The sequence below is a fragment of the Sphaerospermopsis aphanizomenoides BCCUSP55 genome, assembly GCF_001586785.1.
Taxonomy (GTDB): domain Bacteria; phylum Cyanobacteriota; class Cyanobacteriia; order Cyanobacteriales; family Nostocaceae; genus Sphaerospermopsis_A; species Sphaerospermopsis_A aphanizomenoides_A.
In genome coordinates this window covers 1-14,139 of record NZ_LUFH02000024.1, presented here as the reverse complement: position 1 = coordinate 14,139, position 14,139 = coordinate 1, and the positions used below count along the sequence as shown (strand labels likewise).

10 protein-coding genes and 1 tRNA gene are annotated in these 14,139 nt (G+C 39.0%); 10 read left to right on the top strand and 1 reads right to left on the bottom strand.

The features are described from left to right. Window positions 1-93: 93 nt before the first annotated feature. The 9 genes from A0J48_RS08295 (at window position 94) to A0J48_RS08255 (ending at window position 10,220) form a co-directional block, all read left to right on the top strand. A complete protein-coding gene (locus A0J48_RS08295) occupies window positions 94-1,554 on the top strand; it encodes a TM0106 family RecB-like putative nuclease (protein WP_200322075.1) in 1,461 nt (486 codons plus the stop codon). A gap of 23 nt (window positions 1,555-1,577) precedes the next feature. Beyond that, window positions 1,578-2,759: an esterase-like activity of phytase family protein gene (locus A0J48_RS08290; RefSeq protein WP_200322074.1), complete on the top strand. Its 1,182-nt coding sequence runs from the start codon at window positions 1,578-1,580 to the stop codon at window positions 2,757-2,759. A 440-nt stretch (window positions 2,760-3,199) separates the two neighbouring features. Continuing rightward, on the top strand, window positions 3,200-4,777 hold the full coding sequence (locus A0J48_RS08285) for a serine/threonine protein kinase (protein ID WP_325078595.1): 1,578 nt from the start codon (window positions 3,200-3,202) through the stop codon (window positions 4,775-4,777). A 128-nt stretch (window positions 4,778-4,905) separates the two neighbouring features. Then, entirely contained in the window at window positions 4,906-6,417 is a 1,512-nt protein-coding gene (locus tag A0J48_RS08280; protein WP_200322072.1) for a serine/threonine protein kinase, read from the top strand. Between the two features lie 199 nt (window positions 6,418-6,616). Then, window positions 6,617-6,690, top strand: a tRNA-Asp gene (locus A0J48_RS08275). Between the two features lie 142 nt (window positions 6,691-6,832). Continuing rightward, the gene (gltX, locus tag A0J48_RS08270) at window positions 6,833-8,275 is read left to right on the top strand and encodes a glutamate--tRNA ligase (RefSeq protein WP_200322071.1); all 1,443 of its coding nucleotides are present in this window, start codon (window positions 6,833-6,835) and stop codon (window positions 8,273-8,275) included. 146 nt (window positions 8,276-8,421) lie between these two features. After that, window positions 8,422-8,916 (top strand): hypothetical protein, encoded by a 495-nt coding sequence (locus A0J48_RS08265; protein ID WP_200322069.1) that lies wholly within the window; start codon window positions 8,422-8,424, stop codon window positions 8,914-8,916. A gap of 642 nt (window positions 8,917-9,558) precedes the next feature. After that, entirely contained in the window at window positions 9,559-9,813 is a 255-nt protein-coding gene (locus tag A0J48_RS08260; RefSeq protein WP_200322067.1) for a hypothetical protein, read from the top strand. A 143-nt stretch (window positions 9,814-9,956) separates the two neighbouring features. Then, the gene (locus A0J48_RS08255) at window positions 9,957-10,220 is read left to right on the top strand and encodes a hypothetical protein (RefSeq protein ID WP_234300792.1); all 264 of its coding nucleotides are present in this window, start codon (window positions 9,957-9,959) and stop codon (window positions 10,218-10,220) included. Between the two features lie 52 nt (window positions 10,221-10,272). Here A0J48_RS08255 and A0J48_RS08250 read toward each other — a convergent pair whose 3' ends face one another. Next, window positions 10,273-11,655 (bottom strand): cytochrome P450, encoded by a 1,383-nt coding sequence (locus A0J48_RS08250; protein WP_200322063.1) that lies wholly within the window; start codon window positions 11,653-11,655, stop codon window positions 10,273-10,275. A 202-nt stretch (window positions 11,656-11,857) separates the two neighbouring features. Here A0J48_RS08250 and A0J48_RS08245 point away from each other — a divergent pair, with 202 nt between their 5' ends. Next, window positions 11,858-14,071, top strand: a complete 2,214-nt coding sequence (locus A0J48_RS08245) for a phosphoketolase family protein (protein WP_200322061.1) — start codon at window positions 11,858-11,860, stop codon at window positions 14,069-14,071. Window positions 14,072-14,139: the final 68 nt, after the last annotated feature.

The following is a 14,139-nucleotide window of genomic DNA, read 5'->3' as shown; positions in this document are numbered from 1 at the left end:
CACCCTACACCCTACACCCACACCCTACACCCACACCCCACACCCTGTTCCTGCCTTTCCCCAAAATGACCCAATTATTGTTAACTTAGTAGGATGTTAATTAATGCTGAACTCCTGTTACAATATCAACGCTGTAAACGGCGGCCTTTTTTAGATACTCATGGTGACTATAACCAGCGAGATGTTTCTCATGAGTTGTTGGTGAAAGTACAACAAGACAAACTTAATCATCAACGAAGTGTTTTAGACAATTTGGAATACCATCAACCTAATTATCCTTCTGGAAACTGGCACGCAGGAGCAGCGGCCACGATAGAATTGATGCAGCAAGGGGTTGATATCATTCATCGCGGTGTGTTATTAGCCACTTATGAAGAAAAGTATACCTTGCTGAGTCGTCCAGATTTGCTTGTGAAACAGTCAGGAACATCCAGTTTTGGAGATTGGGTTTATGTTCCCGTAGATATCCAACTAGGTAAACGTCCCAAACAAGAATATCAAGTTATTGCTGCTTTTCACGCCGAAATTTTGGGGGCTTTACAGGAAGTAATACTGGAAACAGCTTGGTTGATATTGCGGAATAAGGATTCAAGATTTGCAGTGGACTTGGATAAATGGACACCGCAAATGCTGGACATATTAGCGGAGTATGTGGAGGTAATTGAGTCACCAGCAGCACCAGAAGTTTTTATTGCCCGTCAAAAATGCAATCTCTGTCACTGGTATAATCATTGTTATGAAGTTGCCCAATCTCAACAGCATCTCTCCCTTTTACCTGGGATAACACCGATTCGTTACACTCAATTGCAGGCGTTATCCACTACCACTTTAGAAGCACTTGTGAATACTAGTCCCAGCAGTTTAGAAAACCTCACAGGTTTTGATGAGCAAATAGCATCTAAACTAATAGTGCAGGCTCAAGCAACTTTCACAAACCGTCCTCTTGTTTTACCATACACCTTGCCGATTGAAAACCTGACCTTGACAGCCCCTATAGAGATATATTTTGATATTGAGGCACAACCAGATTTAAACTTAAATTACTTGTTAGGGGTTTTGGTGGTTGATAGACAGGAAAATACAGAACAGTTTTATTCATTTTTAGCAGAAACACCAGCCCAAGAAGAATTTATTTGGCAGCAATTTCTAGATTTAGTTTGGCAATATCCCCAAGCACCAATTTACCATTTTTGTGCCTACGAAGTTGATACAGTTAAAAAACTAGGCAGACTTTATCGTACACCATACTCCTCAGTCGGTCCTATACTGAATCGCTTTGTCGATATTTATGAACAATTAACCCAAAGCGTGGCTTTACCAATAGAAAGTTATGCCCTCAAAGCGATCGCCCGTTGGTTAGGATTTGCATGGAGAGATTCTGAAGCTACTGGTGCAAAGTGTATTTATTGGTATGATCAATGGTTAGAAACAGGCGATCGCACTTTACTAGAACTCATCCAACGCTACAACGAAGATGACTGTCGCGCTACCCGCAAAGTAAAAGACTGGCTAGTAGAATTTTTCCAAAATGAATATACTAGACGGTTGGCTTAAGTAAGTTTACACTTTTGCTATCTATGCCTCTCATCAAAAAACGTTTAAAATTCCCCTTATTTATTTACTTTGTTATTCCCATCATCATTATTGGTTTATTGTTTGGTAATATTGCTTCGGCATCAGTAAAAATAACTAGTATAGAATTTATTGGTGCAGCCAACTTACCCACAGGATTATCTTTCCAAAAAACCGAACTGGGAGGATTATCGGGAATTACTTACGATGCCAAAAACGACCTTTATTATGCAATTTCTGACGATAGAGGGCAAAAAGCACCTGCTCGTCTTTATACCTTGAAAATCAACCTTAGCAAAGGTAAATTAACAAAAGATGGTGTTGTTCCCGTAGCTGTCACCCCTTTGTTAGATGAAAACAATCAAAAATTTCTCCCTGGTGTCACTGATACTGAAGGTATTGCTTTAACCAAGGAAGCAACTGTATTCATTTCTTCAGAAGGAGATGTGCAGAAATCAATCAATCCCTTCATTAAAGAATTTTCCCTTGCTTCTGGCCAAGTGATTACTAGCCTACCAATCTCCGATAAATTTTTACCAGATTCAACCAATCAAAAAGGCATCCGTAATAACTTAGGCTTTGAAAGTCTCACCCTCACACCAGACAACCAATTATTATTTACAGCGACTGAAAACGCTTTAATTCAAGACGGTACAGCCGCAAAACCCAGTTTAGGTACTAACTGCCGCATTTTGCAATACAGTCTCACCAACAACCAGCAGCAAAAAGAATTCCTCTACCAAACAGAACCAGTTACACCCCTATTTGATTTTACAGGCAGGTTTGACAGTGGATTGGTTGATTTACTTGCTCTGGATAATCAAGGACACTTACTCAGTCTAGAAAGAACTTTTACCGGTCTGGGATTTGCTATTTCTTTGTTTCAGATTTCCCTAGAAAATGCTGACGATATACACAAGATTGATAGCTTGTCAAGCGTTGATACATCAAAAATCAAACCAGCCCAGAAAAAACTACTCCTAGACTTGCAAACTCTAGATGTGGCATTAGACAACATCGAAGGCTTAACCCTGGGTGCTAAACTCCCTAATGGACAGACTTCGTTAATTCTCATTAGTGACAACAATTTTAACAAACTACAAAGCACTCAAATCCTAGCTTTTAAACTCAAACTAGAATCTTCACTGAATAGGTTATTACGTCTGCTACGAGTTCCCAGTATTTAGGGACTTCCAACTTCCATCGTTTGGGTCCGCAGGGGAAGCAGGGGGCGCAGAGGGCGCAGGGGAGGAAGAATCTCATACTCAAATTGGTTCTCACTCATTGAATAATTTAATTTCTGGAAGTCCTTTAATCACTAACTCAATAGTATAATCACTGATAGACAGTATGATGATTAAATGCGATTTAAGTATTGTCACTATTACAAGATAACTACTAAAACATGTTACATAAGATTAAGTAGAGCTTACCAGTCGAAAAAATAAATGTGACATCTACTAACAGGATTAATGCTGTATGGCAATCCTGAATTATTGAATCCGAAATCTGATACCTGTTGATAAGACTAGGGCTTTAGCATAAATAAACTCTCACAAATCAGATAGGAATGCTATAGCATTATTGAGATTTGTATAGATAAACCAAAACAATAGCTGTAATAAATTTGCTAAAGTATCCTGTAGTAAATATCCATATTTATTTTGTGGTGCAATATAACAACCAGGATATGAATGAGTACAAAATAGAATCAGACATTTACATTGGTAAATTATTAAATAATCGTTATTTAATTAGAGATTTGCTTGGTGCAGGAGGGATGGGGCGAGTTTACCTAGCAGAAGATGTCACCAAGGACTGTATGTTAGTTGCTGTTAAAATGCTCTCTTTGAGTATAGGCAATAAACAGTTAGCTGAACGCTTTGGTCGAGAGATTTTTATTGGCGCTCAATTAGGTAAAAAGAGTCCACATATTACCCGGGTTATAACTTATGGCATTACTAAAGAAAGAGTGCCATTTTATGTAATGGAGTATTTGCGTGGCAGAACTCTTAAACAAATTTTGAAAATCGAGAGTTTAACTCTATCAAGATTTCTAGAAATCAGTGAGCAAATTTGTTTAGGTTTACATTGCGCCCATTTAGGAGTAACTCTAAATGGTAAAATTTATCCCATTGTACATAGAGATATTAAACCAGAAAATATATTTATTCATACTACTCCTCGAAAAGCAGAAATAGTCAAAATTCTTGATTTTGGAATTGCTAAGTTTTTGACAGAGAGTAGTGGGATGACAATGACTGAATCTTTTATAGGTAGTTTACCTTACTCTTCTCCTGAACACATGCAAGGTCAGAGAATATTGGATGTACGCTCTGATATTTATAGTTTGGGGCTATTAATGTTTGAAATGTTGACAGGAAAACATCCATTCTATACAACGAGTAATTCTTTTAGCACTTGGTGTAAACTTCATTGTATTCAAGCTCCACCTACATTTGAAGAAGTCAATCCTGATATTCACATTCCCCAGGAATTACAACAATTAGTAATGCGTTGTTTAGCCAAGAATGCGAATGACAGACCCCAGAGTATCAGTGAAATATTAGATATTATATCTAAACTCAAAACCTATATTCAACAAAATATTAACTATGATAATGGACAATTACATCCAGATCCTCATGTAAAACTAGTACCTTTAACATCAATTTCTGAAAAAGAGTGTTGGCAAAAACAGTGGCCTAAAAATAAACCATTAGCATTAATTTGTTTTCCCCATATTTTACATACAATAAAAGGAAATATACCAACGTTTTGGGCGATGTTACCTGAAGCTGAAATTATCAAGTTTCAAGAAAAAAAACACATTAATGAATTTATTAGTAAAATAGATTATCCAATGGTATTGTGGCTAACAATGTTACATGATAATGAATCTGGACTGATCAGGTGGCTATCTTATTACTTAGATATTAAAGATCACAGAGAAGAAAAAATATTGCGTAACTTAGCGGGAATAGGCTACTATCATCTGCTGTTTTTTACCCGTGAACCTCCTCATCACTGTAGCCATGTTATGACTTTTCTGCTGACAGCACAACAGCGTCAATATTTGTCTGACATTATTAATTCCAGTCAAACTGGCGAGAAAATGGTTACTGCTAAACAAGCAAAAATGATGCTAAAACTGGAGTATGAAAAACTCAAAATAGAAGTGATTAAAAAGTTAAATATCAACTAAAAAAATCACCAGATATTTTTTAAATCTTGGATAGCTAAATTATTGGATGTTTTTAAATCTCCATCATAATCTAGCAAATAAACAGTCATCTATTCAAAAAATCTTGTTTCTACTTAGAGGTTATTAAAGTGAAAAAAAACTCATTTGCGTCTCCAGAAAATAAGGAGTTGCTTGCCAACCGTTATCAACTGAAAAAACTAATCGGTAAAGGTGGCATGGGTGAGGTTTTTTTAGCTGATGATGTCTTGCTAGGTGGAACACCAGTTGCTATAAAATTTTTATCCCAGACAGTTGCCAACCCCAAAGTTCAAGCCAGGTTTAACCGTGAAGCCCTTTTGAGTGCTGCATTGAGCCAAAAGAGTATACACATTGTGCGAGCTTATGATTATGGTGTGAGTCAAAATGGTAAGGCATTTTATGTCATGGAATACCTATCGGGAAAGAGTTTAAAAGATTTAATTCCCGTACCATTGCCCATATTTTTAACTCTAGCACGCCAGATTTGTTTAGGTTTGCAATGCGCCCATCAAGGCGTGAGTATGGATGGAAAAATTTATCCTTTAGTGCATAGAGATATTAAACCAGCTAACATAATCGTGATTCCAGATCCTATTTTGGGGCAGTTAGTAAAAATATTCGATTTTGGTATTGCTAAATTCTTGAATTCTGCCAAACAACTTAATACTAAAGGATTTCATGGAACTTTACCCTATTGTTCACCTGAACAATTAGATGGAGAAGAATTAGACAGTCGCTCTGACATATATAGCTTAGGCGTGATGATGTTTGAGATGCTAACAGGGCAAAAACCTTGGCAACCAGAAACTGACTATTTTGGGGCTTGGTATAAGGCACATCTATTTGAAAAGCCAAGAGCGATCGCAGATGTTAATCCTTATATAAAAATCCCCCAGCAATTAGATGATTTAATTATGGCTTGTTTACAGAAAAAACCAGAGCAGCGTCCTCAAAATGTGGGAAAAATTCTGCAAGTATTGGTAAATATTGAAAAATCTTTGCAAACAACCACAGTCACAAGTTTAAAGACAAAATCCCCTGCTCTTAGTTCCTTAGTTCCTGGACATTCAGAAAAAATCACCAATACCTATGGAGAAATTGTCTGGCCTGAAAATAAACCAATTGGGGAAATTGTCTTTCCTCGGCTGATAGATACAGCAAAAGGATCTATGGTTTCTCTGTGGCTAATGTTACCTGAACAAGAAATTAACAAGCGCACCGATACTAAACGCTACAACCAGTTTATTTTTATTACCTCCCCCCACCCCATGCTGTTATGGTTGACAGTGCTTTACAATCAGCCACTAGGTGCTAAATGGCTACCCTGCTACTTGGATATGCAAAATACTCAAAATATCAAGTTAGTAACCACCTTAGCAGCCAACAAGTCTTACCCTTTAATTTTCTTTACTTTGGAGTCCCCTCACAACTGTACCAAAATCCTCACCAGTACCATTGCCCCATCACAGCGACAAAAGTTAAAAACTTGGGTTCAACAAACTCAGCAACTACCTTCTTCCTCTCAAGCCCAAGCCAGTAAACAGTTGTTAAAGCAGAAGTATAAGCAGATGCAGCCTCAGATATTGCAACATCTAGAATCTCAAATCAAGGTTGTAGTGTAGTCATGGGTGTGGGGCTAGTAACTGAATCAAAATATCTACCTAAATCTACTCATATCTGATTAAATAGGAAGCTATCATGAGGATTTGAGTAGGTTTTATATAGCGGAAGATGGGATCAACAAAAAGATCAATATTTTTTTTCTAACCTACTTGACAATTAGAAAATAACAGGCAATAATAATAAAGTTGAAAACAACAAGGGACTGTAGTTCAATTGGTTAGAGCACCGCCCTGTCACGGCGGAAGTTGCGGGTTCGAGCCCCGTCAGTCCCGTTCTAAAGATAAGGAAAGCTGAGTAATCATAAAAAGTCTCAGTTATGCTGATTTGTTCAGCCTGAGAAAATCGCCTATATATGTGGTTTACAACCACTCAGCACTTGTTATATTGATCATGCTTTGAGAGAGAGAATTAACTGTGTCTGTTAGAGTTCGGATTGCTCCTAGTCCTACAGGGAATTTGCATATTGGTACAGCCAGAACTGCTGTATTCAATTATTTATTTGCTCATCACCATGATGGGAAGTTTATTTTACGGATTGAAGATACAGATTTAGAGCGATCGCGCCCTGAATACACTGATAATATTCTGACCGGACTGCGCTGGTTAGGATTGAACTGGGATGAAGGTCCATTTTTCCAATCTCAACGTTTGCACCTCTACAGGGAAGCAGTGCAGAAACTGTTAGACCAAGGATTAGCCTATCGTTGCTATACCACATCAGCAGAATTGGACGCGCTGCGGGAAGCACAAAAAGCCAGAAACGAAGCGCCAAGATACGATAACCGTCACCGTAACCTCACCCCAGAACAACGCGCTGCTTTTGAAGCAGAAGGACGCTCCTCTGTAATTCGCTTCAAAATTGACGATGACCGAGAAATTGTCTGGAATGACTTAGTACGTGGTCAAATGTCCTGGCGTGGAAGTGACCTGGGCGGTGATATGGTCATTGCCCGGGCTGCTGCTGATGGTATTGGTCAACCACTATATAACTTTGTTGTCGTAGTGGATGACATTGATATGCAAATTACTCATGTCATTCGCGGTGAAGACCATATCGCCAACACAGCCAAGCAAATTTTGTTGTATGAAGCTTTGGGCGCAAAAATTCCCGAATTTTCTCATACACCGTTGATTTTGAATCAAGAAGGGCGCAAATTGTCTAAACGGGATGGAGTAACTTCTATTTCTGACTTTCAGAAAATGGGTTTTACTGCGGAAGGTTTAGTCAATTATATGACCTTGTTGGGATGGTCTGCCCCAGATTCTACGCAAGAGATATTTACCTTAGAAGAGGCGGCTAAGGACTTTACATTTGAACGAGTGAATAAAGCTGGTGCTAAATTTGACTGGGATAAACTGGATTGGATTAATAGCCAATATATCCATAATATGCCAGTAGATCAGCTTACAGATTTACTGATTCCATTTTGGCAAGAAGCTGGATATACATTGACTGGTGGTAGAGAACGTCCTTGGTTAGAACAGTTAGTGAGTTTAATTGCGGCTAGTCTAACTCGGTTGGTGGATGCTGTCGCCATGAGCAAAGTCTTTTTTACGGAAGTGGTAGAATTCAGCGAAGAAGGTTCAACTCAACTTCAGCAAGAAGGTGTAAAAACGACCTTGCAAGCTATTGTCACAGCTTTGGAAAATCAGCCCCAACTTTCAGCAGATATTGCCCAAAATATCATTAAGCAAGTGGTGAAAGAGCAAAATGTGAAGAAAGGGTTAGTCATGCGATCGCTCAGAGCAGCTTTAACTGGAGATGTGCATGGGCCAGACTTAATTCAATCATGGCTATTACTAAATCAGATTGGTTTAGATAAACAACGTTTAAATCAAGCCCTAATCAGGGAATAGGTGATAGGTGACAGGTGAAGCAGCGCGGTCTTGGGTGTTTCTCCCATAAGCGACTGCTACACCCCTGCTTCCCTTGCTCCTCATATATTGGGAACTTAATTGTCAGATTCATGTCTTAAAATACATTTATAAATGAATGTAATACTATGGCAACCAAAGCTCTCAATATAGAAAAAAAATTATCGTTGATAATAGTTACACTCTTGATCACAACTGTAATTCCTGATCTTGCTGATGCTAAAAAAGTGCCACCTATTTTTGGTGATATCACCATTGGTAACAAATTTTCGCCTGACCCTTTGGAAGTACGAGGAATGAGTGGTGGTTCAGTTCCAGCCAGCAAAGTCAATGGAGGAAATGAAACCCCTACAGGTCCATGTAGCGGGTTTGTAGATCAAGCGCCAGATCATATCCTCAAACTAACCAGTAAATTTGACTACCTGAAGTTGCAAGTGGACAGTCCCGCAGACACCACTATTATGATTAAAGGAAAAAGCGGTAATTGGTGTAATGATGATTTTGATGGTAAAAATCCCGGTATTGTTGGTGAATGGTTGCAGGGAACTTACCAAATATGGGTTGGTTCTTACGAAAAAGGTAAATATTTACCATACACTTTAAAAATTACACAAATTAAGTAATTATTGCAGCTGATTCCCGTTTGTAATTATACCAATGGTTAGGAGTAAAACCCTTTTGTATTCACAGTGTAGAGCAGGGTAAGCTCTTGAGATACGGACTTTGAAGTTTTAATTGTTAGCTTTTGCGTACATTATTGATCAGAGGAATCTATCCCCAGAACTACTATCAAAGAAGCAAATTTATAGACAAAAAGCTGTGAATTATGTCCTTAAATTATATTGCATATAAAGTTTAACAGTTCTTCGAGGTTGTTTAAATTTTTAGATAAAATTATGAGGTTGATGTTTTGACTATTACTTCTCCTTGGAAGGCAGAGGAGTGAAAAATCGGATTTTTTTCTGGTTTCACCCTTCAAAAAAGAGGTTTTAAACCTTGAATGAAACAATTATCAATTGATCATAGCTAATTTCTAGTTTTTATAGCAATAGCCAAGGTGGTTAGAACATCAATTGATAATGAAACTCCCACGACAAGAGGGTTTTACTCCTGAGTCCTGCTATAAATTTTAGACACAATTATTTTATTTATGTCCTAACATCATGTGTATAAGGCTTTATTTATATCAATAAATTATATTATTTTAAATCTAGGTATTTAGAAAAAATAAGAGAAAATCAACTCTTAAGTTAGAGGATAAGACAATGAAGAAAATAGTAATTGCAGACTTAAAATATAATGCAGAAAGCCTTTTTCGTGAGCTATCTGTGGTTGAAACAGAGACTGTATCTGGTGGTAGTGGTGGGAGTATTAATAATTATTTTATAGCAGCTAATACTGGAAACGTGGAGAATACAGGGACTGGTGATGTTAAAGGTGTAGATAGTGGCATCCGCGATAATAAGGTCGCCACTATAGACTATTCCAGGTCAGTATACGTTATCATAAATTCTTGGTAATGAATTATTTGGATTGTGGCACTGACATTACGAAATTTTTAGTTAGTTGAGGGTAAAACATTTTTTTAGGGCATTTTTTTTCACAGATTTTACCCCTCATAAATTTTTATACCTGCTCATTTCTGGATTGGTAAATTAAGACAATGGCTGCAATCATGAATACTGAATTAAGTTCTGCTAACGTCAATAGGCTTTTTCAGAAACTGACTTTAGAAGAAATGGAGTCAACATCAGGAGGTAATACTGTTATTCCTTTATGGAGTAGTGGTTTAGCAACTTTATCTTTAAATATGTTTTATGATGAGCTAAATGGCTTATTCAGTAAATATTACATCCCCCCGAATTTTTACAACAATAAGCTTTTTACAGTTGATTTTTCGGGAATAGATGTATTTTTAGTAATTTAACACTTACAGGGGTTAAAAATTAGTTCATACTAACTCTTAACCCCTTTAAAAATTACACTGCTATTGCTTCTAAGTTTCGAGATTGTTGCTGACGACGACCCAAACAAATCATTTGAATAGGTTGATCTGGACCTGTCACCAAACCACGGCGTTTTGGTTTAACTTCACGAGTATCAGCTAGTTCCATTTCCCAACCTTGGAGAATTTTAGCTAGTGCTAATTTCATTTCAAATTGAGCAAATGCTAGACCAATACAACGTCTTGCACCAGCGCCAAATGGTATAAATTGGTATGGGGAAAATTGTTTTTCTATAAAGCGTTCTGGGTTAAATTGTTTAGAGTTGGGATAAATATCTTCTCGATGGTGGGTGAGATAAATTGAACCATTGATAACTGTACCTGGTTCGAGGTCATAACCACACAAGGAAATAGGAGTTTTTACCCTACGGGGGAAGGTCAACATCGCCACTGGATAAATTCGCAATGTTTCATTACAAACAGCAGTTAAATAGGGCAATTTAAAGATGGCGGTGGAGTCTGGATTTTCACCTAAACTATCCAGTTCTGCTAGTAATTTTTGCCGTACTTCTGGCAGTTTATGAATCCAATATAAAGCCCAAGCGATCGCAGTGGCTGTGGTTTCATGACCTGCTACTAATAAGGTGATTAATTCATCACGTAATTCTACATCACTCATAGGTTCGCCAGCTTCATCCCTTGCGGCCATGAGTAAGCTGAGAATATCTGTGCGGGAAGGGTCAGGATTTTCGCGTCGTTCCTGAATTTCTGCATATATGAGTTGGTCGGCTTTATTTTGGCGCTGTTGCTGTTTTTCCCATAATTGAGATATACCAATCACATTTTGTAGACTGGGAAAATAGAGTAAGGCCACTCTCCAAACCTGGCTACCTGTATCTAAAATTTCACACAGCATTTGCTGTAATTTTTCGGCACGTTCTCCTTCATATAGTCCAAACACAGCTTGCATCATGATACTTAGAGTAATGTCTTGAGTAGCAATTCGCACGTTGAATGGTTGATTTATTTGCTGTTTATTGATGACTTTCTCAGTGATATCGTTAATTAGGTCAGCATAATTCCGCATTCTTTCGCCATGCAACGGTGGCATAATTAATTGGCGTTGACGCTGGTGTTGTGAGCCACTAAGTAAAATCATGGAATTATTACCTAGTAAATATTTAAATGGTTCATTCAAGTCTCCTGGTGCTTCTAACTCTTTGGTGTCGTTGCTTAAAACCTCCTGCATTGCTTCTGGTGTATGGACAAAAACTATCGGTGGCAAATTTGGGATTAGCTTGAGAGTGAAGATATCTCCGTAGTTTTTGACGCATTCCTCCATATAGGTCATGGGACTCAATACCCAGCGGAGAATTTGCAGGTTGGTTGGGGTTGTGGGTCCTTTTGGTAGAGGCATAAAAATTTTTGTGGTAGATGTCAGTTTTTATTCTTAAATCTTACGTTAACTGAAAATAATTAGTTTTTCTGGGTTGAGTATTTAAATTGCTTATCCTGATGTGGGAAAAAAGGAATCTACTGTTACAACCTGAAAGTTGTAAAATTTTGGTTACATTAAACAACCATCTCCAGTTTTTTCCGATTTTATTAAGGTACTCAGCATGACAGCTACTACGACAAAGGCAGCTTCCGCAATTCCCAATTTTTGTGAAGGTATTCAATATTTTGGGGAAGCATTGCCAGATTTTGAAACTTATGGGGCAACTCCCGTGATAGAATCGGGTCAGAGTGCGATCGCAAATCCTACCGATACAAATGCAGTATATCAAACTCTACTGGCGGCTGATGCCCTACGCTACCTAACTCTACAAATCACTGGTAGCAAGGCTTCTGGACATCCCGGCGGTTTTGCCAGCCAAGCGGAAGCTTATGCAGCTTTGGTCATGCTGGGACATAAAAACATTATCACCGAAGTAGGACACCACGCCCCCGGTTTTTATAGTGCCATGTTCTTAGACCGTTCCTTAGAAGACATGGGCATTTCTACAGTACAACAATTGCGCGATCGCTTTCGAGAAAAGCATGGATTATTAGGACACCTTTCCGGCTACATTCCTGGTATTCTCGCACCGGCTGGACCCCTGGGACAAGGACAACATTTCGCCATGGCCGCAGCACTGTTGCACCGTGACAAACTCTTCCCCTTCACCGTGGGAGACGGGGGACTGGGAGAACCCTATATCATGAGTTCAATGGCGCATTTCAACACCGCTTACCCCACCGTCACCAACTTTTTACCGGTGTTGGTGTGGAACGGTTACAGCCAAGAACACCACAGCATGGTATCTTTGAAAACCAACGCAGAGATGATTGCCTACTGGCAAGGTAACGGTTTTGCCGAAGTCGTATTAGTCAATGCTAAAGATTTTGACGACCAAAATCAAGCCGGTGAATATGTTGATAGTACCGCATTTTCCTTTGCCAACCGCCTAGAATTTACCAAAGCCGTATTAGTAGGTATGGATAAAGCCGCCCGTTCTGCACTTAGCGGTAAATTGACCGTATTTATTATCAAACAACTCAAAGGGGCAGGGGTTCACGCCTTGGGGGCAAAATCACACAACCTCTATCCTAAAGATACATTAGACGCGCCCCACATTGCTACCGCCTTACAAAAACGGGCATTATCAGCCGCAGCATGGGAAATTGTGCGGACAAATGCGGAACGGGCTGGAGGTGGTCCCGCAGCCAAAACCGCAGTTACAGAATTTGAATTACCCTTAGCAGATTTAGGCGAATTACCATTAGAAGAATATAAAGTTGGGGCAGTTCCCCAAGTGGCGACAACGGCAATGGGAAGGTTAGTGGGCATAGTCGGAAATAAAGATAAAAATTTCCTCGTCACTAACGCTGACGGAAACGAAGCTTCAGGAATTGCTAACATTAACCAAGCCTTAAAAATCAATCACCCGACCACCGATGATTTATATAATCAAGCCCCAGGAGGTCAAGTTTACGAACCTTTGAGCGAAGATGCTTGTGCAGGTTTAGCGGCTGGTTTATCCTTAATGGGGGCGAGAACATTGTGGTGTTCTTACGAATCTTTTGCTATCAATGGTTTACCAATTTGGCAAACTGTCACCCAAGCAATGGCAGAATTACGCCGTCCAACTCCCTCGACAATTACATTATTTACAGCCGGGGCTTTAGAACAAGGACGCAACGGTTGGACTCACCAAAGACCAGAAATTGAAGCTTATTTTGCTTCTTTGATGAGAACAGGAAATGTCTTCCCATTATTTCCCCCAGATGCTAACAGTATTCAAGTCTGTTATAACTGGGCTTTGCAAACAAAAAATAAGGGCATTGTCATTACTGCTAGTAAGTCTCCTTTGCCAATTCGTAGCACCTTTGCCCAAACTGAAAAAGGCTTAATTGATGGTGCAGTGTTATTACATGAAGTGGCTGGTGGGAAAACAGTTGTATTTGCTGTCATTGGCGATTTGACATTAATTCCTGTGTTTGAAGCGGCGGCATTTTTAGAGACTGAAGGTATTGGTGTGAAGATTGTTTCTATTATCAATCCTCGCCGTTTATATCGTCCTCATGATACTGCTTGGGATACTTGTTCTGAACCAGATAACGGTTTTTTAAGTGATGCCGATTTTGAGCAATTGTTTGGTGGAGATGCCTTAATTGGTGTGACAGGTGGCGCTGCGGCGATGTTAGAACCAATCATGTTACGCAGTAATTCTAAGCGTGATTCTTTTGCCTGGAAGCGTGGGGAAACTACGGCTAGTGCGGGTGAGTTGATGGCTTTTAATGGTTTGACTGCGGAGGCGTTGACGAAGCGGGCTATTGAGTTAGTGCATTAATATCATATTCTGTAGGGTGTGTTAGCGATCGCGTAACGCACCTTACAGAAATATGATATTGTTAAAAT